This window comes from Streptomyces sp. Pv4-95 (genome assembly GCF_045782725.1).
Taxonomy (GTDB): Bacteria; Actinomycetota; Actinomycetes; order Streptomycetales; family Streptomycetaceae; genus Streptomyces.
Genome location: NZ_CP127172.1, coordinates 4,591,180 through 4,615,783 on the forward strand (window position 1 = coordinate 4,591,180; position 24,604 = coordinate 4,615,783).

At 65.2% G+C, this 24,604-nt stretch carries 32 protein-coding genes; all 32 read left to right on the top strand.

Going from position 1 to position 24,604, the window contains the following annotated elements; all coding sequences use genetic code 11:
* Positions 1-72 precede the first annotated feature (72 nt).
* On the top strand, positions 73-3,972 hold the full coding sequence (locus QOM21_RS20135) for a DNA-directed RNA polymerase subunit beta' (RefSeq protein ID WP_398553963.1): 3,900 nt from the start codon (positions 73-75) through the stop codon (positions 3,970-3,972).
* 339 nt (positions 3,973-4,311) lie between these two features.
* Entirely contained in the window at positions 4,312-4,791 is a 480-nt protein-coding gene (locus QOM21_RS20140) for a DUF1707 and DUF4190 domain-containing protein (RefSeq protein WP_407551973.1), read from the top strand.
* Between the two features lie 392 nt (positions 4,792-5,183).
* A complete protein-coding gene (gene rpsL / locus QOM21_RS20145) occupies positions 5,184-5,555 on the top strand; it encodes a 30S ribosomal protein S12 (protein ID WP_003948652.1) in 372 nt (123 codons plus the stop codon).
* 2 nt (positions 5,556-5,557) lie between these two features.
* Complete coding sequence (gene rpsG, locus QOM21_RS20150; RefSeq protein WP_085925683.1) at positions 5,558-6,028, top strand: 30S ribosomal protein S7; 471 nt, start codon at positions 5,558-5,560, stop codon at positions 6,026-6,028.
* A gap of 39 nt (positions 6,029-6,067) precedes the next feature.
* Entirely contained in the window at positions 6,068-8,191 is a 2,124-nt protein-coding gene (fusA, locus tag QOM21_RS20155) for an elongation factor G (RefSeq protein ID WP_407551975.1), read from the top strand.
* 155 nt (positions 8,192-8,346) lie between these two features.
* Positions 8,347-9,540, top strand: a complete 1,194-nt coding sequence (gene tuf, locus QOM21_RS20160) for an elongation factor Tu (protein ID WP_398553595.1) — start codon at positions 8,347-8,349, stop codon at positions 9,538-9,540.
* Between the two features lie 204 nt (positions 9,541-9,744).
* Complete coding sequence (gene panD, locus QOM21_RS20165; protein WP_407551977.1) at positions 9,745-10,167, top strand: aspartate 1-decarboxylase; 423 nt, start codon at positions 9,745-9,747, stop codon at positions 10,165-10,167.
* Positions 10,168-10,693: 526 nt separating this feature from the next.
* Positions 10,694-11,002 (top strand): 30S ribosomal protein S10, encoded by a 309-nt coding sequence (gene rpsJ, locus QOM21_RS20170; RefSeq protein WP_014054162.1) that lies wholly within the window; start codon positions 10,694-10,696, stop codon positions 11,000-11,002.
* 14 nt (positions 11,003-11,016) lie between these two features.
* Positions 11,017-11,661 (top strand): 50S ribosomal protein L3, encoded by a 645-nt coding sequence (gene rplC, locus QOM21_RS20175; RefSeq protein WP_398553597.1) that lies wholly within the window; start codon positions 11,017-11,019, stop codon positions 11,659-11,661.
* Between the two features lie 7 nt (positions 11,662-11,668).
* Positions 11,669-12,328 (top strand): 50S ribosomal protein L4, encoded by a 660-nt coding sequence (rplD, locus tag QOM21_RS20180; protein WP_393892707.1) that lies wholly within the window; start codon positions 11,669-11,671, stop codon positions 12,326-12,328.
* Positions 12,328-12,651 (top strand): 50S ribosomal protein L23, encoded by a 324-nt coding sequence (rplW, locus tag QOM21_RS20185; protein ID WP_393892706.1) that lies wholly within the window; start codon positions 12,328-12,330, stop codon positions 12,649-12,651. Before rplD ends, rplW begins: the two co-directional genes overlap by 1 nt.
* Before the next feature lie 39 nt (positions 12,652-12,690).
* Entirely contained in the window at positions 12,691-13,527 is an 837-nt protein-coding gene (gene rplB, locus QOM21_RS20190) for a 50S ribosomal protein L2 (RefSeq protein WP_393892705.1), read from the top strand.
* A gap of 12 nt (positions 13,528-13,539) precedes the next feature.
* Complete coding sequence (gene rpsS, locus QOM21_RS20195; protein ID WP_052859621.1) at positions 13,540-13,821, top strand: 30S ribosomal protein S19; 282 nt, start codon at positions 13,540-13,542, stop codon at positions 13,819-13,821.
* Positions 13,822-13,864: 43 nt separating this feature from the next.
* Positions 13,865-14,212, top strand: coding sequence for a 50S ribosomal protein L22 (rplV, locus tag QOM21_RS20200; RefSeq protein ID WP_006604878.1), 348 nt, complete (start codon positions 13,865-13,867; stop codon positions 14,210-14,212).
* Positions 14,212-15,054 carry a 30S ribosomal protein S3 gene (rpsC, locus tag QOM21_RS20205; protein ID WP_407551981.1) on the top strand — a complete coding sequence of 281 codons (843 nt, stop codon included), beginning with the start codon at positions 14,212-14,214 and terminating at the stop codon, positions 15,052-15,054. The genes rplV and rpsC overlap by 1 nt, the downstream gene beginning before the upstream one ends.
* Positions 15,055-15,059: 5 nt before the next feature.
* Positions 15,060-15,479 carry a 50S ribosomal protein L16 gene (rplP, locus tag QOM21_RS20210; RefSeq protein WP_006604880.1) on the top strand — a complete coding sequence of 140 codons (420 nt, stop codon included), beginning with the start codon at positions 15,060-15,062 and terminating at the stop codon, positions 15,477-15,479.
* Positions 15,479-15,703: a 50S ribosomal protein L29 gene (gene rpmC / locus QOM21_RS20215; RefSeq protein WP_030074787.1), complete on the top strand. Its 225-nt coding sequence runs from the start codon at positions 15,479-15,481 to the stop codon at positions 15,701-15,703. Before rplP ends, rpmC begins: the two co-directional genes overlap by 1 nt.
* A complete protein-coding gene (gene rpsQ / locus QOM21_RS20220; RefSeq protein WP_248865559.1) occupies positions 15,703-15,984 on the top strand; it encodes a 30S ribosomal protein S17 in 282 nt (93 codons plus the stop codon). Before rpmC ends, rpsQ begins: the two co-directional genes overlap by 1 nt.
* Positions 15,985-16,111: 127 nt before the next feature.
* The gene (rplN, locus tag QOM21_RS20225; protein ID WP_003974257.1) at positions 16,112-16,480 is read left to right on the top strand and encodes a 50S ribosomal protein L14; all 369 of its coding nucleotides are present in this window, start codon (positions 16,112-16,114) and stop codon (positions 16,478-16,480) included.
* 3 nt (positions 16,481-16,483) lie between these two features.
* Positions 16,484-16,807 (top strand): 50S ribosomal protein L24, encoded by a 324-nt coding sequence (gene rplX / locus QOM21_RS20230; protein WP_393892702.1) that lies wholly within the window; start codon positions 16,484-16,486, stop codon positions 16,805-16,807.
* Positions 16,807-17,367: a 50S ribosomal protein L5 gene (gene rplE, locus QOM21_RS20235; RefSeq protein ID WP_393892701.1), complete on the top strand. Its 561-nt coding sequence runs from the start codon at positions 16,807-16,809 to the stop codon at positions 17,365-17,367. The genes rplX and rplE overlap by 1 nt, the downstream gene beginning before the upstream one ends.
* 2 nt (positions 17,368-17,369) lie before the next feature.
* Positions 17,370-17,555, top strand: coding sequence for a type Z 30S ribosomal protein S14 (locus tag QOM21_RS20240; protein ID WP_004571834.1), 186 nt, complete (start codon positions 17,370-17,372; stop codon positions 17,553-17,555).
* Positions 17,556-17,792: 237 nt separating this feature from the next.
* Entirely contained in the window at positions 17,793-18,191 is a 399-nt protein-coding gene (gene rpsH, locus QOM21_RS20245) for a 30S ribosomal protein S8 (RefSeq protein ID WP_393892700.1), read from the top strand.
* Positions 18,192-18,213: 22 nt separating this feature from the next.
* Positions 18,214-18,753: a 50S ribosomal protein L6 gene (gene rplF / locus QOM21_RS20250; RefSeq protein ID WP_393892699.1), complete on the top strand. Its 540-nt coding sequence runs from the start codon at positions 18,214-18,216 to the stop codon at positions 18,751-18,753.
* A 3-nt stretch (positions 18,754-18,756) separates the two neighbouring features.
* Positions 18,757-19,140 carry a 50S ribosomal protein L18 gene (rplR, locus tag QOM21_RS20255; protein ID WP_393892698.1) on the top strand — a complete coding sequence of 128 codons (384 nt, stop codon included), beginning with the start codon at positions 18,757-18,759 and terminating at the stop codon, positions 19,138-19,140.
* Positions 19,141-19,186: 46 nt separating this feature from the next.
* Entirely contained in the window at positions 19,187-19,789 is a 603-nt protein-coding gene (gene rpsE, locus QOM21_RS20260; protein ID WP_006604888.1) for a 30S ribosomal protein S5, read from the top strand.
* Positions 19,789-19,971 (top strand): 50S ribosomal protein L30, encoded by a 183-nt coding sequence (rpmD, locus tag QOM21_RS20265; protein WP_362701420.1) that lies wholly within the window; start codon positions 19,789-19,791, stop codon positions 19,969-19,971. The genes rpsE and rpmD overlap by 1 nt, the downstream gene beginning before the upstream one ends.
* A 1-nt stretch (position 19,972) precedes the next feature.
* Entirely contained in the window at positions 19,973-20,428 is a 456-nt protein-coding gene (gene rplO / locus QOM21_RS20270; protein WP_393892697.1) for a 50S ribosomal protein L15, read from the top strand.
* 406 nt (positions 20,429-20,834) lie between these two features.
* Positions 20,835-21,251: a hypothetical protein gene (locus QOM21_RS20275; protein ID WP_407551986.1), complete on the top strand. Its 417-nt coding sequence runs from the start codon at positions 20,835-20,837 to the stop codon at positions 21,249-21,251.
* 359 nt (positions 21,252-21,610) lie between these two features.
* Positions 21,611-22,264 (top strand): hypothetical protein, encoded by a 654-nt coding sequence (locus QOM21_RS20280; protein ID WP_407551988.1) that lies wholly within the window; start codon positions 21,611-21,613, stop codon positions 22,262-22,264.
* Positions 22,265-22,597: 333 nt separating this feature from the next.
* Positions 22,598-23,911, top strand: coding sequence for a preprotein translocase subunit SecY (gene secY, locus QOM21_RS20285; protein ID WP_407551990.1), 1,314 nt, complete (start codon positions 22,598-22,600; stop codon positions 23,909-23,911).
* The gene (locus tag QOM21_RS20290) at positions 23,911-24,564 is read left to right on the top strand and encodes an adenylate kinase (protein WP_407551992.1); all 654 of its coding nucleotides are present in this window, start codon (positions 23,911-23,913) and stop codon (positions 24,562-24,564) included. Before secY ends, QOM21_RS20290 begins: the two co-directional genes overlap by 1 nt.
* Positions 24,565-24,604: the final 40 nt, after the last annotated feature.

The window sequence follows — 24,604 nt, forward strand, 5'->3', positions numbered from 1 at the left end:
GAGCCCCGGCCGTCCCCGGACCCCCAGTCAGACCATGATTGAGACTCGACCCTGAAAGAGGGATTGACGACAGTGCTCGACGTCAACTTCTTCGACGAGCTGCGGATCGGCCTCGCTACCGCTGACGACATCCGTCAGTGGTCCCACGGCGAGGTCAAGAAGCCGGAGACCATCAACTACCGCACCCTCAAGCCCGAAAAGGACGGACTCTTCTGCGAGAAGATCTTCGGTCCGACCCGGGACTGGGAGTGCTACTGCGGTAAGTACAAGCGCGTCCGCTTCAAGGGCATCATCTGCGAGCGCTGCGGCGTCGAGGTCACTCGCGCCAAGGTGCGTCGTGAGCGGATGGGCCACATCGAGCTGGCCGCTCCCGTCACCCACATCTGGTACTTCAAGGGTGTGCCGAGCCGGCTGGGCTACCTGCTGGACCTCGCGCCCAAGGACCTCGAAAAGGTCATCTACTTCGCCGCCTACATGATCACGTGGGTGGACGAGGAGCGCCGTACGCGCGACCTGCCCTCGCTGGAGGCGCACGTCTCCGTCGAGCGTCAGCAGATCGAGCAGCGTCGCGACTCCGACCTGGAGGCCCGCGCCAAGAAGCTCGAGACCGACCTGGCCGAGCTGGAGGCCGAGGGCGCCAAGGCCGACGTGCGCCGCAAGGTGCGCGAAGGTGCCGAGCGTGAGATGAAGCAGCTGCGCGACCGTGCGCAGCGCGAGATCGACCGCCTCGACGAGGTCTGGAACCGCTTCAAGAACCTCAAGGTCCAGGACCTGGAGGGCGACGAGCTCCTCTACCGCGAGCTGCGTGACCGCTTCGGCACGTACTTCGACGGCTCCATGGGTGCGGCTGCTCTGCAGAAGCGCCTGGAGACCTTCGACCTGGAGGAGGAGGCCGAGCGCCTCCGCGAGATCATCCGGACCGGCAAGGGCCAGAAGAAGACCCGTGCGCTCAAGCGCCTCAAGGTCGTCTCCGCCTTCCTGCAGACCCGCAACAGCCCCAAGGGCATGGTGCTGGACTGCATCCCGGTGATCCCGCCGGACCTGCGTCCGATGGTGCAGCTGGACGGTGGCCGCTTCGCGACCTCCGACCTGAACGACCTGTACCGCCGTGTGATCAACCGCAACAACCGCCTCAAGCGTCTCCTTGACCTCGGTGCCCCCGAGATCATCGTGAACAACGAGAAGCGGATGCTGCAGGAGGCCGTCGACGCGCTGTTCGACAACGGCCGCCGTGGTCGCCCGGTCACCGGTCCCGGTAACCGCCCGCTGAAGTCCCTGAGCGACATGCTCAAGGGCAAGCAGGGTCGTTTCCGTCAGAACCTGCTCGGTAAGCGAGTCGACTACTCGGCGCGTTCCGTCATCGTCGTCGGCCCGCAGCTCAAGCTGCACCAGTGCGGTCTGCCCAAGGCCATGGCGCTGGAGCTCTTCAAGCCGTTCGTGATGAAGCGCCTGGTCGACCTGAACCACGCGCAGAACATCAAGAGCGCGAAGCGCATGGTCGAGCGCGGCCGCACGGTCGTCTACGACGTGCTCGAAGAGGTCATCGCCGAGCACCCGGTGCTGCTGAACCGTGCACCGACCCTGCACCGACTGGGCATCCAGGCCTTCGAGCCGCAGCTGGTCGAGGGCAAGGCCATTCAGATTCACCCGCTCGTCTGCACCGCGTTCAACGCGGACTTCGACGGTGACCAGATGGCCGTCCACCTCCCGCTGTCCGCGGAGGCCCAGGCCGAGGCCCGCATCCTGATGCTGTCCTCGAACAACATTCTCAAGCCGGCTGACGGCCGTCCGGTCACCATGCCCACCCAGGACATGGTGCTCGGCCTCTTCTTCCTCACCACGGATGAAGAGGAGCGCAAGGTCATCGGCGAGGGCCGGGCGTTCGGCTCGACCGCCGAGGCGATCATGGCGTTCGACGCCAAGGAGCTCTCGCTCCAGGCGAAGGTCGACATCCGCTTCCCGATCGGCACCGTCCCGCCGCGTGGCTGGACCCCGCCGGTTCCGGAAGAGGGCGAGCCGGAGTGGCAGCAGGGCGACAGCTTCCGGCTGCGTACGACCCTGGGCCGCGCGCTCTTCAACGAGCTGCTGCCCGAGGACTACCCGTTCGTCGACTACTCGGTGGGCAAGAAGCAGCTCTCCGCGATCGTCAACGACCTGGCCGAGCGCTACCCCAAGGTCATCGTGGCGGCGACGCTCGACAACCTGAAGGCGGCCGGCTTCCACTGGGCCACCCGTTCCGGCGTCACCGTCGCCGTTTCGGACATCGTCGTCCCCGAGGCCAAGAAGGCCATCGTCAAGGGCTACGAGGACCAGGACGAGAAGGTCCAGAAGCAGTACGAGCGCGGTCTGATCACCAAGGACGAGCGCACGCAGGAGCTCATCAACATCTGGACCAAGGCGACCAACGAGGTTGCCGAGGCGATGAATGAGAACTTCCCGAAGACCAACCCCATCTTCATGATGGTGGACTCCGGTGCTCGCGGAAACATGATGCAGATGCGTCAGATCGCGGGTATGCGTGGTCTGGTGTCCAACGCCAAGAACGAGACCATCCCGCGACCCATCAAGGCGTCGTTCCGTGAGGGTCTCTCCGTGCTGGAGTACTTCATCTCCACCCACGGTGCCCGTAAGGGTCTGGCGGACACCGCCCTGCGTACCGCCGACTCCGGCTACCTCACCCGTCGTCTGGTCGACGTCTCCCAGGACGTCATCATTCGCGAGGAGGACTGCGGCACGGAGCGTGGCCTCAAGCTGCGGATCGCCACGAAGGGCGCCGACGGTGTCCTGCGCAAGGCGGACGACGTCGAGTCCAGCGTGTACGCGCGGATGCTGTCCGAGGACGTCGTCATCGACGGCAAGGTCGTCGGCCCGGCGAACGTCGACCTCGGTGACGTGCTCATCGACCAGCTGGTCGCGCACGGCGTCGAGGAGGTCAAGACCCGCTCGGTCCTGACCTGTGAGTCCGCGGTCGGCACCTGTGCCTTCTGCTACGGCCGCTCGCTGGCCACCGGCAAGCTCGTCGACATCGGTGAGGCGGTCGGCATCATCGCCGCCCAGTCCATCGGTGAGCCCGGCACCCAGCTGACGATGCGTACCTTCCACACCGGTGGTGTGGCGGGTGACGACATCACCCTGGGTCTGCCGCGTGTCGTCGAGCTCTTCGAGGCCCGTACGCCCAAGGGCGTCGCCCCGATCTCGGAGGCGGCCGGCCGCGTCCGGATCGAGGAGACCGAGAAGACCAAGAAGGTTGTCGTCACCCCCGACGACGGCAGCGACGAGACCGCCTACGGCGTCTCCAAGCGTGCCCGTCTGCTGGTGGGCGAGGGCGACCACGTCCAGGTCGGTCAGCCGCTGACCGTGGGTGCCATCAACCCGCACGACGTGCTGCGGATCCTCGGCCAGCGTGCCGTCCAGGTCCACCTGGTCGGCGAGGTCCAGAAGGTCTACAACAGCCAGGGCGTGGCGATCCACGACAAGCACATCGAGATCATCATCCGGCAGATGCTGCGCCGTGTGACGATCATCGAGTCCGGCGACGCGGAGCTGCTGCCGGGCGAGCTGGTGGAGCGCACGAAGTTCGAGGGCGAGAACCGTCGCGTCGTGGCGGAAGGCGGCCACCCGGCCTCCGGCCGTCCGCAGCTGATGGGTATCACCAAGGCTTCGCTGGCCACCGAGTCCTGGCTGTCGGCGGCGTCCTTCCAGGAGACGACGAGGGTTCTGACCGACGCGGCGATCAACGCCAAGTCGGACAGCCTCATCGGCCTCAAGGAGAACGTCATCATCGGTAAGCTCATCCCGGCCGGTACGGGCCTGTCCCGCTACCGCAACATCCGGGTCGAGCCCACCGAGGAAGCCAAGGCCGCGATGTACTCGGCCGTCGGTTACGACGACATCGACTACTCGCCCTTCGGCACCGGCTCCGGCCAGGCGGTCCCGCTGGAGGACTACGACTACGGTCCGTACAACCAGTAAGCCCGGACCGGGACACCTCCCGGAACGCGCTGTACGCAGGGCGGTCACCCCGATGGGGTGGCCGCCCTGCGGCGTTCGAGGAGGGCAAGGACGTCGCGCGATCCCCGTACGGGTGGTATTGGCGTGGGCGCCCAGCGCGGGCCGCCCACGGACGGCCGCCGCCCGTCCGCGGCCCAGGCATACCCGCACCACCCGTCCATCCGCGGGAACTTGTCCTCCCATTGCTGCGTCTCTGATGAGAAGATGGGGAGAACTGTCGAGCGGGGGGAGGTTCGCGAAATGGCATTCCAGCCGTGGCAGGGTGGCCAGCCCGTCCAGCCGTCGAATCAGGTGCCGGCCATGCGTGCCTCGCATGCCGATCGTGAACGTGCGGTCGATGTGCTGAAGGCGGGCTTCGCCGAGGGCCGGCTCGGGCAGGCGGAGTACGAGCAGCGGATCACCCGCGCCTATCAGGCGCAGACCCACTCCGAGCTGCAGATGCTGGTCGCGGATCTGCCGCAGGGGCCGGTGCCGCAGGCGCAGTTCCAGCCGCGGCCGCTGCCGGCGACGTTCATGCCGATGCCCATGCAGATGCCGATGCCGGTGCAGACGAACGGCTCGGCCACGGGGGCGCTGGTCTGCGGGATCATGGCGCCGGTGACGTGGGGCCTGACGTCGATCCCGGCAGTGATCCTGGGGCACAAGGCGCGCGCCGAGATCCGCAGGACCGGGGAGCGCGGGGACGGCCAGGCGATCGCCGGGCTGGTGCTCGGCTGGCTGGGGATCGGCGCCTGGGCGCTGTTCTTCCTGGTGTTCATCCTGCTCGCCGCTGTCAACTGACGGCGGGCGCGGGGCGTGGGGCGCCCGGTGGCCGGGGATGTTGCGGGAGTGTGGCGCCTTCTTCCGTACCGCCGTTCATCCCACTACGGTGGCCGCAACGCCGTGAGGAGTCCGGCGTGTCCTTCGCGTGTGCATTTGTTTTGACCGCAGCCCATGCGGTAGGTACGCTCTGACCTTGTGCCTGGGGTGTCCCTGGGCTGCCGCGCGCGCATTCTTCCCCAGCTACGGCCGGGAGCGCACCGAGCACGGCAGCCGGGTTTTGACACCGCAATCTGTCGCCTCCCTCGTTCCAGCGGGGGGTTGGTCTGCAGTGTTCGACACACCCGACCGCGTGGGTCGGGAATGTTCCAGGTTAGCTTTACCGAGACTGGCACACAGAAACCGGAGAAACGGTGCCTACGATCCAGCAGCTGGTCCGAAAGGGCCGGCAGGACAAGGTCGAGAAGAACAAGACGCCCGCGCTCGAGGGTTCCCCCCAGCGCCGTGGCGTCTGCACGCGTGTTTTCACGACCACCCCGAAGAAGCCGAACTCGGCCCTGCGTAAGGTCGCGCGTGTGCGTCTGACCAGCGGGATCGAGGTCACCGCTTACATTCCGGGTGAGGGCCACAACCTCCAGGAGCACTCGATCGTGCTCGTGCGTGGCGGCCGTGTGAAGGACCTGCCGGGTGTTCGGTACAAGATCATCCGCGGCTCCCTCGACACGCAGGGCGTCAAGAACCGCAAGCAGGCTCGCAGCCGCTACGGCGCCAAGAAGGAGAAGTAAGAATGCCTCGTAAGGGCCCCGCCCCGAAGCGCCCGGTCATCATCGACCCGGTCTACGGCTCTCCTCTGGTGACCTCCCTCATCAACAAGGTTCTGCTGAACGGCAAGCGCTCCACCGCTGAGCGCATCGTTTACGGCGCCATGGAGGGTCTGCGCGAGAAGACCGGTAACGACCCGGTCATCACGCTCAAGCGCGCGCTCGAGAACATCAAGCCGACCCTTGAGGTCAAGTCCCGCCGTGTCGGTGGCGCGACCTACCAGGTCCCGGTCGAGGTCAAGCCCGGCCGTGCCGGCACGCTCTCGCTCCGCTGGCTCGTGGGTTACTCCCGCGCCCGTCGCGAGAAGACCATGACCGAGCGCCTCATGAACGAGCTCCTCGACGCCTCCAACGGCCTCGGTGCTTCGGTCAAGAAGCGTGAGGACACGCACAAGATGGCCGAGTCCAACAAGGCCTTCGCGCACTACCGCTGGTAGTCGCAACCCACATCGAGACCGAGAGAAGATTGAGCCGATATGGCCACCACTTCGCTTGACCTGGCCACGGTCCGCAACATCGGGATCATGGCCCACATCGACGCGGGCAAGACGACCACCACCGAGCGGATCCTGTTCTACACCGGTGTCTCTTACAAGATCGGTGAGGTCCACGACGGCGCTGCCACGATGGACTGGATGGAGCAGGAGCAGGAGCGCGGCATCACCATCACGTCTGCCGCGACGACCTGCCACTGGCCGCTGAACGACGTCGACAACACCATCAACATCATCGACACCCCGGGCCACGTCGACTTCACGGTCGAGGTGGAGCGCTCGCTGCGCGTCCTGGACGGTGCGGTGACGGTGTTCGACGGTGTCGCCGGTGTCGAGCCCCAGTCCGAGACCGTTTGGCGTCAGGCGGACCGCTACGGCGTGCCGCGCATCTGCTTCGTCAACAAGCTCGACCGTACGGGTGCCGAGTTCCACCGCTGCGTGGACATGATCGTGGACCGCCTCGGCGCGGTGCCGCTGGTCATGCAGCTCCCGATCGGCACCGAGATGGACTTCAAGGGTGTCGTCGACCTCGTCCGCATGAAGGCCCTGGTCTGGTCGGCCGAGGCTGCCAAGGGCGAGATGTACGACACCGTCGACATCCCGGCCTCGCACGCCGAGGCGGCCGACGAGTGGCGCGGCAAGCTGCTCGAGGCCGTCGCCGAGAACGACGAGGAGATGATGGAGCTGTACCTGGAGGGCAAGGAGCCCTCCGAGGAGCAGCTGTACGCGGCGATCCGTCGCATCACCATCGCCTCCACCGGCGCCGAGGGTTCCGTCACGGTCACCCCGGTGTTCTGCGGTACGGCCTTCAAGAACAAGGGCGTTCAGCCCCTGCTCGACGCGGTCGTGCGCTACCTCCCGTCGCCGCTGGACATCGGCGCCGTCGAGGGCCACTCCGTGAAGGACTCCGACGAGGTGCTCAAGCGTGAGCCCTCCGACGACGCCCCCTTCTCCGGCCTGGCCTTCAAGATCGCGAGCGACCCGCACCTCGGCAAGCTCACGTTCATCCGTGTGTACTCCGGCCGCATGGAGGCAGGCACCCAGGTGCTGAACTCCGTGAAGGGCAAGAAGGAGCGCATCGGCAAGATCTACCGGATGCACGCGAACAAGCGTGAGGAGATCGAGTCGGTGGGTGCCGGTGACATCGTCGCCGTCATGGGTCTGAAGCAGACCACCACCGGTGAGACCCTGTCCGACTCGGGCAGCCCGGTGATCCTTGAGTCGATGGAGTTCCCGGCCCCGGTCATCCAGGTCGCCATTGAGCCCAAGTCCAAGGGCGACCAGGAGAAGCTGGGTGTCGCCATCCAGCGCCTCGCCGAAGAGGACCCGTCGTTCCAGGTCCACACCGACGACGAGACCGGCCAGACCATCATCGCGGGTATGGGCGAGCTGCACCTCGACGTGCTGGTCGACCGTATGCGCCGTGAGTTCCGGGTCGAGGCCAACGTCGGCAAGCCGCAGGTCGCGTACCGCGAGACCCTGCGCAAGCCGGTCGAGCGTCTCGACTACACGCACAAGAAGCAGACTGGTGGTTCCGGCCAGTTCGCCAAGGTGCAGATCGCGATCGCGCCGCTCGAGGGCGACGGGTACGAGTTCGAGAACAAGGTCACCGGTGGCCGTATCCCGCGGGAGTACATCCCGTCCGTGGACGCGGGCTGCCAGGAGGCCATGGAGTTCGGTGTTCTCGCCGGCTACCCGCTGACCGGCGTCAAGGTCACGCTCCTCGACGGTGCGTACCACGAGGTCGACTCCTCCGAGATGGCGTTCAAGATCGCCGGTTCGATGGCCTTCAAGGAGGCCGCGCGCAAGGCCTCCCCGGCCCTGCTCGAGCCGATGATGAAGGTCGAGGTCACCACGCCCGAGGACTACATGGGCGACGTGATCGGCGACATCAACTCCCGCCGTGGACAGATTCAGTCCATGGAGGAGCGCAGCGGCGCCAAGCTCGTCACGGGCCTGGTTCCCCTCTCGGAGATGTTCGGCTACGTCGGCGACCTCCGCAGCAAGACGTCGGGTCGCGCAAGCTACTCGATGCAGTTCGACTCCTACGCCGAGGTTCCCCGGAACGTCGCCGAGGAGATCATCGCGAAGGCCAAGGGCGAATAGCTCCGTCTCCCGATAGTCGGAACACGCTTTAGGCTTGACACCGTCTGCCGGGGTAGACCCCGCAACCCGTGAGGAATACCCCGGCAGCCGGCATCCCAGCAAAGATCACCTGGCGCCGATGAGTAAGGCGTACAGAACCACTCCAGGAGGAACCAGTGGCGAAGGCGAAGTTCGAGCGGACTAAGCCGCACGTCAACATCGGCACCATCGGTCACATTGACCACGGTAAGACGACCCTCACGGCCGCCATTACCAAGGTGCTGCACGACGCGTACCCGGACCTGAACGAGGCCTCGGCCTTCGACCAGATCGACAAGGCTCCTGAGGAGCGCCAGCGCGGTATCACGATTTCGATCGCGCACGTCGAGTACCAGACGGAGAACCGTCACTACGCCCACGTCGACTGCCCCGGTCACGCGGACTACATCAAGAACATGATCACGGGTGCGGCGCAGATGGATGGCGCCATCCTCGTGGTCGCCGCCACCGACGGCCCGATGCCGCAGACCAAGGAGCACGTGCTCCTGGCCCGCCAGGTCGGCGTTCCGTACATCGTTGTCGCGCTGAACAAGGCCGACATGGTGGACGACGAGGAGATCCTGGAGCTCGTCGAGCTCGAGGTCCGTGAGCTCCTCTCCGAGTACGAGTTCCCGGGCGACGACGTTCCGGTCGTCAAGGTCTCGGCGCTCAAGGCGCTCGAGGGCGACAAGGAGTGGGGCCAGTCGGTCCTGAACCTCATGAACGCCGTCGACGAGTCGATCCCGCAGCCCGAGCGCGACGTCGACAAGCCGTTCCTGATGCCGATCGAGGACGTCTTCACGATCACCGGCCGTGGCACCGTTGTCACCGGTCGTATCGAGCGTGGTGTCCTCAAGGTCAACGAGACCGTCGACATCATCGGCATCAAGACCGAGAAGACCACCACCACGGTCACCGGCATCGAGATGTTCCGGAAGCTCCTCGACGAGGGCCAGGCCGGTGAGAACGTCGGTCTGCTGCTTCGCGGTATCAAGCGCGAGGACGTCGAGCGCGGCCAGGTCATCATCAAGCCGGGTTCGGTTACGCCCCACACCTCCTTCGAGGCCCAGGCGTACATCCTGTCGAAGGACGAGGGTGGCCGTCACACCCCCTTCTTCAACAACTACCGCCCGCAGTTCTACTTCCGTACCACCGACGTGACCGGCGTCGTGACCCTCCCCGAGGGCACCGAGATGGTCATGCCGGGCGACAACACCGAGATGAGCGTCGAGCTCATCCAGCCCGTCGCCATGGAAGAGGGCCTGAAGTTCGCCATCCGTGAGGGTGGCCGGACCGTCGGCGCCGGCCAGGTCACCAAGATCAACAAGTAATTGTTGATCGGGGTAACCCGGTAGCTCCCCGGAGCGTTCGAGCCTCGGCTCGGGAAAGCGCCCGTACGACTTCTGTCGTGCGGGCGCTTTCCGCTGTCCGCGGCCGGGAACGGGGCTTGTCAGGGGGGCCGGGGTCGCCGACCATGGGCGGGTCGGCGCGTACTCCCTCGCGGAGGCGCGACCCTTTTTCCCAGGAGTGACGCCGTGCTGCGCACCATGTTCAAGTCCAAGATCCACCGTGCCACCGTGACCCAGGCCGATCTGCACTACGTCGGCTCGGTCACCGTCGACGCCGATCTGCTGGACGCCGCCGACCTGCTGCCGGGCGAGCTGGTCCACATCGTCGACATCACCAATGGCGCGCGCCTGGAGACGTACATCATCGAGGGCGAGCGCGGCTCGGGCGTCCTGGGCATCAACGGCGCCGCGGCCCACCTGGTCCACCCCGGCGATCTCGTGATCCTCATCAGCTACGCACAGGTGGACGACGCGGAGGCGCGGGCGCTGCGGCCGCGGGTGGTGCACGTCGACGCGGAGAACCGCATCGTGGGGCTCGGATCGGACGCGTCGGAGCCGGCGCCGGGAAGTGGTGCGGTGCGGGGGCCGGGAGCGGTGGCGCGCGCTTAGCGGGGGAGAGGCGGCGCCGGGTTGGTTCGAGGGCGGCTGCCGTGGTAGAGGCGCCGGGAGCGGCTGTGGCCGTGTGGCCGCCGCCCCGGCTCTGTCAACGGGGCCGGATTCGTCGCGCGGATCCGGTGATCTTTGCCCGCTCGGCGTGCACGCGGGGGTTGACCGTCGTCGGACTCGGGTAGTGTGTTCGGCCCGATTGGCGGGTGTGGTAGCCCGTATGGCACACTAGCCAGGTTGCTCGGTTGAGTGCCGATGCTGCGCGCCTCCCGCCGGGAGGACCGGAAGCGAGTCCCAGGTATTCGTCGTCCCTTATCAGGGGCGGAAATACGGGAATCTTCCGGGAAGTGTCAGCGGGGTACCAGCCAGGCGCCCGGTGGGTGTTTCACCCCCTCTTCTCCTTCTCGAAGGATCTCCCTTGTGGAGAAACGCGGGAAGGGATGCGACACGCCCGACCGCGTGGGTCGGAGGTGGAACGGAAACGTACCGGGTCCCAGAGCGTTACGAGAGACAGGACTACTGAGTAGCCATGGCGGGACAGAAGATCCGCATCCGGCTCAAGGCCTACGACCACGAGGTCATCGACTCCTCGGCGAAGAAGATCGTCGAGACGGTGACCCGCACTGGTGCGTCGGTCGCAGGCCCGGTGCCGCTGCCCACTGAAAAGAACGTGTACTGCGTCATCAAGTCGCCGCACAAGTACAAGGACGCGCGCGAGCACTTCGAGATGCGCACGCACAAGCGCTTGATCGACATCCTCGACCCGACGCCCAAGACCGTTGACTCGCTGATGCGCCTGGACCTTCCGGCCGGCGTTGACATCGAGATCAAGCTCTGAGAGGCGCGGAACAGATGGCTAAGCAGATCAAGGGCATCCTGGGCGAGAAGCTCGGCATGACCCAGGTCTGGGACGAGAACAACCGTGTCGTCCCGGTGACCGTGGTGAAGGCCGGCCCCTGCGTCGTTACCCAGGTGCGCACCAATGACCAGGACGGCTACGACTCCGTCCAGATCGCCTTCGGCGAGATCGACCCGCGCAAGGTGAACAAGCCCCTCAAGGGCCACTTCGCCAAGGCCGACGTCACTCCCCGCCGCCACCTCGTCGAGGTCCGTACCGCCGATGCCGGCGAGTACACCCTCGGCCAGGAAGTGAACGCCGAGACCTTCGAGTCCGGCGTCAAGGTGGACGTGACCGGCAAGAGCAAGGGCAAGGGCTTCGCCGGTGTCATGAAGCGTCACGGCTTCGCCGGCGGTAAGGCCTCCCACGGTGCCCACCGCGTGCACCGTAAGCCTGGCTCCATCGGTGGCTGTGCCACCCCGGGCCGCGTGTTCAAGGGCATGCGGATGGCCGGCCGTATGGGCAATGAGCGGGTCACCACCCAGAACCTGACCGTCCATGCCGTTGACGCGGAGAAGGGTCTGCTGCTCATCAAGGGCGCAGTTCCTGGTCCGAACGGCGGCCTCGTCCTGGTCCGTACCGCGGCCAAGGGGGCCTGAGGTAACGATGAGCACCATTGACATCCTTTCGCCGGTAGGCGACAAGGCCGGGACCGTCGAACTCCCCACGGAGATCTTCGACGCCAAGGTCAGCATTCCGCTGATCCACCAGGTCGTTGTCGCCCAGCTGGCCGCTGCCCGTCAGGGCACGCACAAGACCAAGACTCGCGCCGAGGTCCGCGGCGGTGGGCGCAAGCCGTACCGCCAGAAGGGCACCGGCCGTGCGCGCCAGGGCTCGACCCGTGCGCCGCAGTTCGCCGGCGGTGGCGTCGTCCACGGCCCCGTGCCGCGTGACTACTCGCAGCGGACGCCCAAGAAGATGAAGGTTGCCGCCCTGCGCGGTGCCCTCACCGACCGGGCCCGCAACAGCCGCATCCACGTCGTTTCCGGCGTGGTCGAGGGCGCGATCTCCACCAAGTCCGCCAAGGACCTCCTCGGCAAGGTCAGCGAGCGCAAGAACGTGCTCCTGGTCGTCGAGCGCAGCGACGAGGCCGCGTGGCTGTCCGCCCGCAACCTGCCCCAGGTTCACATCCTGGAGCCGGGCCAGCTGAACACGTACGACGTGCTCGTCTCCGACGACGTGGTCTTCACCAAGGCCGCCTTCGAGTCCTTCGTGTCCGGCGCGCCTGCTGGACAGAACGATGAGACCGAAGGGAGCGACGCCTGATGAGTGAGGCCGTCGTCACCAGCAAGACCTTCTCGGACCCGCGCGACATTCTCGTCAAGCCGGTTGTCTCGGAGAAGAGCTACGCCCTGCTGGACGAGAACAAGTACACGTTCATCGTCGCACCGGGCTCGAACAAGACCCAGATCAAGCAGGCCGTCGAGGCGGTCTTCTCGGTCAAGGTCACCGGGGTCAACACGATCAACCGTCAGGGTAAGCGCAAGCGCACCAAGACCGGTTTCGGCAAGCGCGCGGACACCAAGCGCGCCATCGTGACCCTCGCCGAGGGCGACCGTATCGACATCTTCGGCGGCCCGACCTCCTGACGGAGGTCGAGTCGTCCGGAATCGGACGAGGACTGAGAAATGGGTATCCGCAAGTACAAGCCGACGACCCCGGGCCGTCGTGGCTCCAGCGTCGCCGACTTTGTCGAGATCACGCGGTCCACGCCGGAGAAGTCGCTGGTCCGCCCTCTGCACAGCAAGGGCGGCCGTAACAACGCCGGTCGTGTGACCGTTCGCCACCAGGGCGGTGGCCACAAGCGCGCCTACCGCGTGATCGACTTCCGTCGTCACGACAAGGACGGCGTGCCGGCCAAGGTCGCGCACATCGAGTACGACCCGAACCGCACCGCGCGCATCGCGCTGCTGCACTACGCAGACGGCGAGAAGCGCTACATCATCGCGCCCCGTGGCCTGGCCCAGGGTGCCCGGATTGAAAACGGCCCTGGTGCCGACATCAAGCCGGGTAACAACCTGTCGCTGCGCAACATCCCCGTGGGTACGACCATCCACGCCATCGAGCTGCGGCCCGGTGGCGGCGCGAAGTTCGCCCGCTCCGCGGGTGCCTCCGTGCAGCTGCTGGCGAAGGAGGGCACCATGGCCCACCTTCGTATGCCCTCCGGCGAGATCCGTCTGGTCGACGTCCGCTGCCGCGCCACTGTTGGCGAGGTCGGCAACGCCGAGCAGTCGAACATCAACTGGGGCAAGGCCGGCCGTATGCGCTGGAAGGGCGTCCGCCCGACCGTGCGTGGTGTCGTGATGAACCCGGTCGACCACCCGCACGGTGGTGGTGAGGGCAAGACCTCCGGTGGTCGCCACCCGGTCTCGCCCTGGGGCAAGAAGGAGGGTCGTACTCGCTCGCCGAAGAAGGCCAGCAACAAGTACATCGTCCGCCGCCGCAAGACGAACAAGAAGCGCTAGGAGCGGGTTTAGATGCCGCGCAGTCTCAAGAAGGGGCCCTTCGTCGACGGACACCTCACCAAGAAGGTGGATGTCCAGAACGAAGCCGGCACCAAGAACGTCATCAAGACCTGGTCCCGCCGCTCCATGATCGTCCCGGCCATGCTCGGCCACACGATCGCGGTGCACGACGGCCGCAAGCACGTCCCGGTGTTCGTCACCGAGTCGATGGTCGGCCACAAGCTCGGCGAGTTTGCGCCGACCCGCACCTTCCGCGGCCACGAGAAGGACGACCGCAAGTCGCGGCGTCGTTGATCGGCGGAGTGCGAAGACTATGACTGACACCGAAGGGACAACCATGGAAGCCAGGGCCCAGGCGCGGTACATCCGCGTCACGCCCATGAAGGCCCGCCGCGTGGTGGACCTTATCCGTGGCATGGATGCCACGGAGGCTCAGGCGGTCCTGCGTTTCGCCCCGCAGGCCGCGAGCGTGCCCGTTGGCAAGGTGCTGGACAGCGCCATTGCCAACGCTGCGCACAACTACGACCACACCGACGCCGGCAGCCTCGTCATTTCCGAGGCGTACGTCGACGAGGGCCCGACCCTGAAGCGGTTCCGTCCGCGTGCCCAGGGCCGTGCCTACCGGATCCGCAAGCGGACCAGCCACATCACCGTGGTCGTCAGCAGCAAGGAAGGAACCCGGTAATGGGCCAGAAGGTTAACCCGCACGGGTTCCGGCTCGGCATCACCACCGACTTCAAGTCGCGCTGGTACGCCGACAAGCTGTACAAGGACTACGTCAAGGAAGACGTCGCCATTCGTCGCATGATGACGAAGGGCATGGAGCGCGCCGGTATCTCCAAGGTGGAGATCGAGCGCACCCGTGAGCGCGTCCGCGTTGACATCCACACCGCTCGTCCGGGCATCGTCATCGGCCGCCGTGGCGCCGAGGCCGACCGCATCCGCGGCGAACTGGAGAAGCTGACCGGCAAGCAGGTCCAGCTGAACATCCTCGAGGTCAAGAACCCCGAGACCGATGCTCAGCTCGTGGCCCAGGCCGTCGCCGAGCAGCTCTCCTCCCGCGTCTCCTTCCGTCGCGCCATGCGTAAGAGCATGCAGTCGACGATGAAGGCCGGCGCCAAGGGCATCAAGATCCAGTGCGGTGGCCGTCTCGGCGGCGCCGAGATGTCCCGCTCGGAGTTCTACCGCGAGGGCCGCGTGCCCCTGCACACGCTCCGTGCGAACGTCGACTACGGCTTCTTCGAGGCCAAGACGACCTTCGGCCGTATCGGTGTGAAGGTCTGGATCTACAAGGGCGACGTCAAGAACATCGCCGAGGTTCGCGCCGAGAACGCTGCCGCCCGTGCGGGTAACCGCCCGGCTCGCGGTGGCGCTGGCGGCGGCAGCGACCGTCCCCGTCGTGGCGGTGGCGGCGAGCGTGGCGGCCGCGGTGGCCGCAAGCCGCAGCAGCAGAACGCCGCAGCCGAGGCCCCCAAGGCCGAGGCCGCAGCCGCTGCTCCGGCGGAGACCCCCGGAACGGAGGCCTGACCGACATGCTGATCCCTCGCAGGGTCAAGCACCGCAAGCAGCACCACCCGAAGCGCAGTGGCATGGCCAAGGGTGGCACCGAGCTGGCCTTCGGTGAGTACGGCATTCAGGCCGTGACCCCGGCTTACGTGACGAACCGTCAGATCGAGTCCGCTCGTATCGCGATGACCCGTCACATCAAGCGTGGCGGCAAGGTCTGGATCAACATTTACCCGGACCGCCCGCTCACGAAGAAGCCGGCCGAAACCCGCATGGGTTCCGGTAAGGGTTCTCCCGAGTGGTGGGTCGCGAACGTCAAGCCCGGTCGGGTGATGTTCGAGCTGTCCTTCCCGAACGAAAAGGTTGCCAAGGAGGCGCTGACCCGCGCCGCCCACAAGCTTCCGATGAAGTGCCGCATCGTGCGGCGCGAGGCAGGTGAGTCGTGATGGCGGCCGGTATCAAGGCGACCGAGCTGCGCGAGCTGAATGACGAGGACCTCGTCGGCAAGCTTCGTGAGGCCAAGGAGGAGCTGTTCAACCTCCGCTTCCAGGCGGCGACCGGACAGCTCGAGAACCACGGTCGGCTCAAGTCCGTCCGTAAGGACATCGCCCGGATCTACACCCTGATGCGCGAGCGCGAGCTGGGCATCGAGACGGTGGAGAGCGCCTGATGAGCGAGAAGAATGTGACTGAGACCAACGACCGCGGCTTCCGCAAGACCCGTGAGGGTCTCGTCGTCAGCGACAAGATGGACAAGACCGTCGTCGTCGCCGTCGAGGACCGTGTCAAGCACGCGCTGTACGGCAAGGTCATCCGCCGTACGAACAAGCTCAAGGCGCACGACGAGCAGAACGCTGCCGGTGTCGGCGACCGTGTCCTCCTCATGGAGACCCGGCCGCTGTCCGCCACCAAGCGCTGGCGCATCGTCGAGATCCTCGAGAAGGCCAAGTAGGCAGTTCCCGCAAGGGAATTTCCGTTAGTTCAGCCTGAGCGTTTCCGCTCAGGTCAGTTCCGCCAGGCTCGGCAGGGACTTCGTTCGAAGTCCCTGCCGGGAACCGGCAGACGATCAGGAGATAGACGTGATCCAGCAGGAGTCGCGACTTCGGGTCGCCGACAACACGGGTGCGAAGGAAATTCTCACCATCCGTGTTCTCGGTGGCTCGGGTCGCCGCTACGCGGGCATCGGTGACGTCATTGTCGCCACCGTGAAGGACGCGATCCCCGGTGGCAACGTGAAGAAGGGTGACGTCGTCAAGGCCGTCATCGTTCGCACCGTCAAGGAGCGCCGCCGTCCCGACGGCTCGTACATCCGCTTCGACGAGAACGCGGCCGTCATCCTCAAGAACGATGGCGACCCCCGCGGCACCCGTATCTTCGGCCCGGTGGGCCGTGAGCTGCGCGAGAAGAAGTTCATGAAGATCATCTCGCTCGCGCCGGAGGTGCTGTAACCGATGAAGATCAAGAAGGGCGACCTGGTCCAGGTCATCACCGGTAAGGACAAGGGCAAGCAGGGCAAGGTCATTCAGGCCTTCCCCCGCGAGGACCGTGTCCTGGTCGAGGGTGTCAACCGGGTCAAGAAGCACACCAAGGCCGGCCAGACCGCCCGCGGTTCGCAGACCGGCGGCATCGTCACCACCGAGGCCCCGATCCACGTCAGCAACGTTCAGCTGGTTGTGGAGAAGGACGGCAACAAGGTTGTCACCCGCGTCGGGTTCCGGTTCGACGATGACGGCAACAAGATCCGCGTTGCCAAGCGGACCGGTGAGGACATCTGATGACTGCCACCACCAACGCGCCGCGCCTCAAGCAGCGCTACCGCGAAGAAATCGCCGGGAAGCTGAAGGACGAGTTCTCGTACGAGAACGTCATGCAGATCCCCGGCCTGACCAAGATCGTGGTCAACATGGGTGTGGGCGACGCCGCCCGCGACTCCAAGCTGATCGACGGTGCCATCAAGGACCTCACCACGATCACCGGCCAGAAGCCGGCCGTCACCAAGGCCCGTAAGTCCATCGCGCAGTTCAAGCTGCGCGAGGGCCAGCCGATCGGTGCCCACGTCACCCTCCGCGGTGACCGCATGTGGGAGTTCCTGGACCGCCTGCTGTCGCTCGCGCTGCCGCGCATCCGCGACTTCCGTGGTCTGTCCCCGAAGCAGTTCGACGGTCGGGGCAACTACACCTTCGGTCTCACGGAGCAGGTCATGTTCCACGAGATCGACCAGGACAAGATCGACCGGACGCGGGGCATGGACATCACCGTGGTCACCACGGCGTCCAACGACGATGAGGGCCGTGCCCTGCTTCGTCACCTCGGCTTCCCGTTCAAGGAGAACTGACCGTGGCGAAGAAGGCTCTGATCGCTAAGGCGGCTCGTAAGCCGAAGTTTGCTGTCCGCGCGTACACGCGTTGCCAGCGCTGCGGCCGGCCGCACTCCGTCTACCGCAAGTTCGGCCTGTGCCGCGTGTGCCTTCGTGAGATGGCTCACCGTGGCGAGCTGCCGGGCGTGACCAAGAGCTCCTGGTAAACCCCTAGTCGGGTTTACCCAGAGGCTCTCGGTAAGCATCGGTCGGCAGGTGCCCCGCCCTTTATCCCGTAGGGTAGAAGGGTTGGGCGCCCCGCCGCCCGAGACCGACCGCGGGCACCGCCCGCATAACGTCGCTTACTACGCCGTAGGTCCCCGCGCCGCACCCGTCCCGACTCTGATCGGGGAGAGGGATGGCGCACATAGGAAACCCCGGCGAGAGAGGCCGAAGGCCAATTCATGACCATGACTGATCCCATCGCAGACATGCTGACCCGTCTGCGTAACGCGAACTCGGCATACCACGACACCGTCGTGATGCCGCACAGCAAGATCAAGTCGCACATCGCGGAGATCCTCCAGCAGGAGGGCTACATCACCGGCTGGAAGGTCGAGGACGCCGAGGTTGGCAAGAACCTCACTCTCGACCTGAAGTTCGGCCCGAACCGCGAGCGCTCGATCGCCGGCATCAAGCGGATTTCGAAGCCGGGCCTGCGGGTCTACGCAAAGTCCACCAACCTGCCGAAGGTCCTCGGCGGCCTGGGCGTGGCGATCATCTCCACGTCCCACGGTCTCCTGACCGGCCAGCAGGCCAGCAAGAAGGGCGTGGGTGGGGAAGTCCTCGCCTACGTCTGGTAACCAGGGAACGGAGGAATAGCTAATGTCGCGTATTGGCAAGCTGCCCATCCAGGTTCCCGCTGGTGTGGACGTCACCATTGATGGCCGCAAGGTGTCGGTCAAGGGCCCCAAGGGTTCCCTTGAGCACACCGTCGCCGCGCCCATCGAGGTCGCCAAGGGTGAAGACGGCGTCATCGCCGTCACCCGCCCGAACGACGAGCGTCAGAACAAGGCCCTGCACGGCCTGTCCCGCACGCTGGTGGCGAACATGATCACCGGCGTGACCACGGGCTACAGCAAGGCACTTGAGATCAGCGGTGTCGGCTACCGAGTTCAGGCGAAGGGCTCCAACCTGGAGTTCGCGCTGGGCTACAGCCACCCCATCGTCGTCGAGGCACCCGAAGGCATCTCCTTCAAGGTCGAGTCCCCGACCAAGCTCAGCGTCGAGGGCATCGACAAGCAGAAGGTGGGCGAGGTTGCGGCCAACATCCGCAAGCTCCGCAAGCCCGACCCGTACAAGGCCAAGGGCGTCAAGTACGCCGGCGAGGTCATCCGCCGCAAGGTCGGAAAGGCTGGTAAGTAAGCCATGGCATACGGTGTGAAGATCGCCAAGGGCAACGCCCGTAAGGGTGCCGCCCTCAAGCGGCGCCACATCCGCATCCGTAAGCGGATCGCGGGTACCCCGGCGCGTCCGCGCCTCGTCGTGACGCGTTCCAACCGCGGCATCACCGCTCAGGTCATCGACGACATCGCGGGCCACACGCTCGCGTCGGCGTCGCACCTGGACGCGTCGATCCGTGGTGGCGAAGGCAGCAAGGGCGACCAGGCCAAGCAGGTCGGGTCCCTGGTCGCCGAGCGCGCCAAGGCCGCAGGTGTCGAGACCGTCGTGTTCGACCGCGGTGGCAACCAGTACGCCGGGCGCATTGCCGCTCTGGCGGACGCCGCCCGCGAAGCCGGGCTGAAGTTCTAAGCCCCGGTTCCGGAGCTAGCGGACGTAACAGAGAGAGGTAAATCCAATGGCTGGACCCCAGCGCCGCGGGAGCGGTGCCGGTGGCGGCGAGCGGCGGGACCGGAAGGGTCGCGACGGTGGCGCTGCCGCCGAGAAGACCGCATACGTTGAGCGCGTTGTCGCGATCAACCGTGTCGCCAAGGTTGTCAAGGGTGGTCGCCGTTTCAGCTTCACCGCGCTGGTCGTGGTGGGCGACGGTGACGGCACCGTAGGTGTCGGTTACGGCAAGGCCAAGGAAGTTCCGGCTGCCATCGCCAAGGGCGTGGAAGAGGCCAAGAAGAACTTCTTCAAGGTCCCCCGTATCCAGGGCACCATCCCTCACCCCATCCAGGGCGAGAAGGCTGCGGGCGTTGTCCTGCTCAAGCCGGCTTCCCCCGGTACCGGTGTGATCGCCGGTGGCCCCGTGCGCGCCGTTCTGGAGTGCGCGGGCATCCACGACGTCCTGAGCAAGTCGCTCGGCTCGTCGAACCCGATCAACATCGTGCACGCCACGGTGACCGCGCTTCAGGGCCTTCAGCGCCCCGAGGAGATCGCGGCCCGTCGTGGCCTGCCGCTGGAGGACGTTGCTCCCGCCGCTCTGCTGCGGGCGCGTGCAGGGGTGACCGCGTAATGGCGCACCTCAAGATCACGCAGACGAAGTCCTTCATCGGTAGCAAGCAGAACCACCGCGACACCCTGCGTTCGCTCGGGCTCAAGCGCCTGAACGACTCGGTTGTCAAGGAGGACCGCCCCGAGTTCCGCGGCATGGTGCACACCGTCCGCCACCTCGTGACGGTTGAGGAGGTCGACTGACATGGCGGAGAACAACCCGCTGAAGGTCCACAACCTCCGTCCTGCCCCGGGCGCCAAGACCGCCAAGACCCGTGTGGGTCGTGGTGAGGCGTCCAAGGGTAAGACCGCTGGTCGTGGTACCAAGGGCACGAAGGCCCGTTACCAGGTTCCGGAGCGCTTCGAGGGTGGGCAGATGCCCCTCCACATGCGTCTCCCGAAGCTCAAGGGCTTCAAGAACCCCGCCCACAAGCAGTTCCAGGTCGTGAACCTGGAGAAGCTGACCGCGCTGTACCCCCAGGGTGGCGAGGTTACGGTGGCCGATCTGGTCGCCAAGGGCGCTGTTCGCAAGAACGAGCTCGTCAAGGTGCTCGGCGCCGGCGAGGTCTCCGTGGCGCTGCAGGTGACGGTTGACGCCGTCTCCGGCTCCGCCAAGGAGAAGATCGCCGCTGCCGGCGGCACCGTCACCGAACTCATCTGAGTCCTTCAGACGTCTCGACGACGTGAACGATCCCGACCGGGGACGCCCTTGCACAGGGCGTCCCCGGTCGGTCTTTTTGTAGAGAATGAAATGCGCGTAGTTTCGTCGGCAAGATGTACATATGGGTAAGCCGTCTCAGGTCCCGCCCCCCCCGTCCTGGGAAAGTTTCCGCCCTCAATGGCCGGTTTTCTACTGAGTTCCGTAATCCCGTTGACAGTGCGAACCGGTAACATTATCTTTATTAAGTCGTCAGCTTGGTCGTAATGAAATGAGTTGACGGTGAATCTCTAGGGGGAGGGTATGTCTACCTGCACATGACCAGGCAGGCTAGGTATCCGAATAGGCCTTCTTCCTGTTCGTCTGATTCTGGCGTTTGTGCGCCTCATCAGGAAGAAAGGAATCTGAAGTGCGAAAGACTCGCATGCTCGGCGTGACGGCGGTAGCGATGGTCACGGGGGCCATCGGCGCCCTGGGTGTTGCAGCGCCTGCAAGTGCTGCGAATGGGAAGTGCTCCAGCTCTGAGCTCTGCGTGTACCGGAACTTCGACCGGCACAAGAGCCAGGGTTATTTCGACCTCAGTTCGCCGGACAGTAACTTCGCGAACGGCAATAACAACTGGTACAACGCCGGCGGAAACCTCAACGATGATATTTCGTCGTACACGGCCGGCACAGGTACGTCCTGTAAGGGCTACAGCCTCTTTGCCGACAAGGACATGCACGGTTCGAAGTTCGACATCCCGAAGGGGTGGGGCGGTAACCTCCTCGGCGCTTACGCGAACTACAACGACGATTTCTCGTCGTACTCGAAGTACGGTTGCTAAGCGACCTACCGGAGCGGCCAGCCCTCATGAGGGCTGGCCGCTCCGGCGGATGTGGAAGCGAATCAATGCGCAAGCGTTTCTTGATTGTCCTCTCGATCGGCGTCACCACAATTACCGGTTGCTCAGCGGGGGGCCCTGCGCAACGGCCCCAGGTCGGCGTGACGCGTCCTGCCGATGCGCTGGACTCGACAGCCGTGGCCACTCCCTTGGACGCGTATCTGCCTGCGCCGACCCTTACTCGAGCCCTGGAGCGAGCCGAGGTGCTGCTTACCAACCGATGCCTGAAGGCATTGGGGTACAGCCGTCACCCGATGCCGACCCCTAAGTCATCGGCTGGCCCGAGGCACCCAGAATTTCTCGTGTTTTCGATAGCGCAAGCTGAAGCGGTCGGATACAACCACCCGAAGGAAGGCGCTACGGCGAGCGAATCCGGCTGGGACGAGAAGGCGCCAAAGGTGCAACGCGACCTTCTCGATGGGAGCCTCAAGGAGTATCGAGGCTCACCCGTACCTAAGGGAGGATGTGTTGCAGATACGGCAGACGAGTTGACAAAGAACTCAAGGGTCCCAAAGAAGATCGAAGGCGGCGGGGTTCAACTCAAGCAGCTCCAGAAGTCCAGCCCAACCTCATTGGGTAGTGCGCAAGTCGGAATTATTCGGCTTGACGCAATATTTTCCACAAAGAAGAACTATCAGTATATGGAAATGATTCGTTCTTGGTCCTCGTGCATGTCCAAGAAGGGGTACATCTACAAGATTCCGGAAACTGCTGTGAACGATGACCGTTGGCGTGGAGATGAGGCTAGCGAAAGGGAGAAGAGGACTGCGGTCGCCGATATGCGGTGCAAGGACCAGGTGAACTACCTAGGGGTTTCAGCCGCGATTCAGTCTGCATACGAAGAGAAGGTGGTCAAGGAGAGGCGGGGGGAGCTCACTCAGCTACGCCGAAACTTGAAAGCCTGGAAGGCGAATGCAGAGGATGCGCTCAGGGGGCCGGGCGGCGACAAAACATAGTCGCTCACTTTGAACGCACGTCTCGGGTGCGCTGAAATAGCTTGATCGCATCGCAGCTCTGCTCACGAGGAGACGTTCGGTGCGTTGGGATGCCGTGTGCGTGGATGTGTGCCAGGCCATCGGGGCGAGGGCTTGGCCTCGCCGGAGAGGCTCGGGTGCGGGACGTCGCGAGGCGCGGCTACAGTCGACTGTTCCCCGGTGGGTACTTGGCGCCGGTAAGGTATGGCAGGTCGCTGTGTCACGGGTGAAGCCCCCGTGCGCACGTCCCATGAGTAATTATCGATACTTGACACCGTCACCTACCGCGCTAACGCGGGGGTCGCAGGAGGCACCGTGCTCACCGCGTTCGCCCGAGCGTTCAAGACGCCCGACCTGCGCAAGAAGCTGCTGTTCACATTGGGCATCATCGTGCTCTACCGGATCGGAGCGCACGTCCCGGTCCCCGGGGTGAACTACGCGAACGTCGAGACCTGCATGAAGCAGGCCGGCGGCAACAGCGGGTTGTTCGCCCTGGTGAACATGTTCAGCGGTGGTGCGCTGCTTCAGATCACGATCTTCGCGCTGGGGATCATGCCGTACATCACGGCGAGCATCATCCTCCAGCTGCTGACCGTCGTGATCCCCCGTCTGGAGGCCCTCAAGAAGGAGGGGCAGACCGGCCAGGCGAAAATCACCCAGTACACGCGCTATCTGACCGTGGCGCTCGCGATCCTGCAGGGCACCGGCCTGGTGGCCACCGCCCGAAGCGGTGCGCTCTTCCAGAACTGCCCGGTCGCCAGCGAAATCGTTCCCAGTGAATCGATCTTCACCACCATCACGATGGTCATCACGATGACCGCCGGTACGGCCCTGATCATGTGGCTCGGCGAGATGGTGACCGACCGCGGCATCGGCAACGGCATGTCGATCCTGATGTTCATCTCGATCGCCGCCGGTTTCCCGGGCGCGCTGTGGCAGATCAAGCTCCAGGGCAAGCTGGCCGACGGTTGGATCGAGTTCTTCGCGGTCATCGCGGTGGGGCTGGCGATGGTCGCCCTGGTGGTCTTCGTCGAGCAGGCCCAGCGGCGGATTCCGGTGCAGTACGCGAAGCGGATGATCGGCCGCCGGTCCTACGGCGGTACGTCCACTTACATCCCGCTCAAGGTGAATCAGGCGGGTGTGATTCCCGTCATCTTCGCGTCATCGCTGCTCTACATTCCAGCCCTCGTTGCACAGTTCAGCGGGTCGAAGGCGGCATGGGCGACCTGGATCGCCACCAACTTCACCAAGGGAAATCACCCGGTTTACATCGTTACGTACTTCCTGCTGATCGTCTTCTTCGCGTTTTTCTACGTCGCCATCTCCTTCAACCCCGAAGAAGTTGCCGACAACATGAAGAAGTATGGTGGCTTCATCCCGGGCATCCGGGCTGGTCGCCCGACGGCCGAGTACCTCAGCTACGTGCTCAACCGGATCACGTGGCCGGGCTCGCTGTACCTGGGGCTGATCGCGCTCGTACCAACAGTGGCGTTGGTGCTTTTCAACGCGAACCAGAACTTCCCGTTCGGTGGGACGAGCATCCTGATCATCGTGGGTGTGGGTCTGGAGACCGTTAAGCAGATCGAGAGCCAGCTCCAGCAGCGCAACTACGAAGGGTTCCTCCGCTGATGCGAATCGTCCTCGTCGGACCTCCGGGGGCCGGCAAGGGTACGCAGGCTGCGTACCTTGCCAAGAACCTCGAGATCCCGCACATCTCCACGGGCGACCTTTTCCGCGCCAACATCAGCCAGGGCACGCCCCTGGGGGTCAAGGCGAAGTCGTTCATGGACTCCGGAAACCTGGTACCGGACGAGGTCACGATCGGCATGGCCGAGGACCGCCTGGAGCAGCCGGACGCTGCCAAGGGATTCCTCCTGGACGGGTTCCCGCGCAACCTCAAGCAGGCCGAGGCGCTCGACGTCTACCTCAAGGGCAACGGCATCAAGCTGGACGCGGTGCTCGATCTCGAGGTGCCCGAGGAAGAGGTCGTGAAGAGGATCGCCGGACGGCGCATCTGCCGCAGCAACTCCGCGCACGTATTCCACGTCGAGTACAAGAAGCCGGCCGCCGAGGGTGTCTGCGACGAGTGCGGTGGCGAGCTGTACCAGCGTGACGACGACCACGAGGACACGGTCCGCAAGCGCCTCGAGGTCTACCACTCGGAGACCGAGCCGATCATCGACTACTACAAGGCCCAGGGCCTCGTGGTCACGATCCCGGCCCTCGGCAAGGTCGAAGAGGTCACCCAGCGCTCGATGACGGCGCTGGGCCGCGGCGAGTAAGCACGCCGCACAGGCTCCGTATACGGCCGCGATGCCCGGC

Excerpts from the sequence above, each read along its gene's own strand:
- QOM21_RS20140 (WP_407551973.1), top strand. The coding sequence starts at position 4,312 with ATGCGTGCCTCGCATGCCGATCGTGAACGTGCGGTCGATGTGCTGAAG.
- rpsG (WP_085925683.1), top strand. The coding sequence starts at position 5,558 with ATGCCTCGTAAGGGCCCCGCCCCGAAGCGCCCGGTCATCATCGACCCG.
- fusA (WP_407551975.1), top strand. The coding sequence starts at position 6,068 with ATGGCCACCACTTCGCTTGACCTGGCCACGGTCCGCAACATCGGGATC.
- rpsJ (WP_014054162.1), top strand. The coding sequence starts at position 10,694 with ATGGCGGGACAGAAGATCCGCATCCGGCTCAAGGCCTACGACCACGAG.
- rplC (WP_398553597.1), top strand. The coding sequence starts at position 11,017 with ATGGCTAAGCAGATCAAGGGCATCCTGGGCGAGAAGCTCGGCATGACC.
- rplD (WP_393892707.1), top strand. The coding sequence starts at position 11,669 with ATGAGCACCATTGACATCCTTTCGCCGGTAGGCGACAAGGCCGGGACC.
- rplW (WP_393892706.1), top strand. The coding sequence starts at position 12,328 with ATGAGTGAGGCCGTCGTCACCAGCAAGACCTTCTCGGACCCGCGCGAC.
- rplB (WP_393892705.1), top strand. The coding sequence starts at position 12,691 with ATGGGTATCCGCAAGTACAAGCCGACGACCCCGGGCCGTCGTGGCTCC.
- rpsS (WP_052859621.1), top strand. The coding sequence starts at position 13,540 with ATGCCGCGCAGTCTCAAGAAGGGGCCCTTCGTCGACGGACACCTCACC.
- rplV (WP_006604878.1), top strand. The coding sequence starts at position 13,865 with ATGGAAGCCAGGGCCCAGGCGCGGTACATCCGCGTCACGCCCATGAAG.
- rpsC (WP_407551981.1), top strand. The coding sequence starts at position 14,212 with ATGGGCCAGAAGGTTAACCCGCACGGGTTCCGGCTCGGCATCACCACC.
- rplP (WP_006604880.1), top strand. The coding sequence starts at position 15,060 with ATGCTGATCCCTCGCAGGGTCAAGCACCGCAAGCAGCACCACCCGAAG.
- rpmC (WP_030074787.1), top strand. The coding sequence starts at position 15,479 with ATGGCGGCCGGTATCAAGGCGACCGAGCTGCGCGAGCTGAATGACGAG.
- rpsQ (WP_248865559.1), top strand. The coding sequence starts at position 15,703 with ATGAGCGAGAAGAATGTGACTGAGACCAACGACCGCGGCTTCCGCAAG.
- rplX (WP_393892702.1), top strand. The coding sequence starts at position 16,484 with ATGAAGATCAAGAAGGGCGACCTGGTCCAGGTCATCACCGGTAAGGAC.
- rplE (WP_393892701.1), top strand. The coding sequence starts at position 16,807 with ATGACTGCCACCACCAACGCGCCGCGCCTCAAGCAGCGCTACCGCGAA.
- rpsH (WP_393892700.1), top strand. The coding sequence starts at position 17,793 with ATGACCATGACTGATCCCATCGCAGACATGCTGACCCGTCTGCGTAAC.
- rplF (WP_393892699.1), top strand. The coding sequence starts at position 18,214 with ATGTCGCGTATTGGCAAGCTGCCCATCCAGGTTCCCGCTGGTGTGGAC.
- rplR (WP_393892698.1), top strand. The coding sequence starts at position 18,757 with ATGGCATACGGTGTGAAGATCGCCAAGGGCAACGCCCGTAAGGGTGCC.
- rpsE (WP_006604888.1), top strand. The coding sequence starts at position 19,187 with ATGGCTGGACCCCAGCGCCGCGGGAGCGGTGCCGGTGGCGGCGAGCGG.
- rpmD (WP_362701420.1), top strand. The coding sequence starts at position 19,789 with ATGGCGCACCTCAAGATCACGCAGACGAAGTCCTTCATCGGTAGCAAG.
- rplO (WP_393892697.1), top strand. The coding sequence starts at position 19,973 with ATGGCGGAGAACAACCCGCTGAAGGTCCACAACCTCCGTCCTGCCCCG.
- QOM21_RS20290 (WP_407551992.1), top strand. The coding sequence starts at position 23,911 with ATGCGAATCGTCCTCGTCGGACCTCCGGGGGCCGGCAAGGGTACGCAG.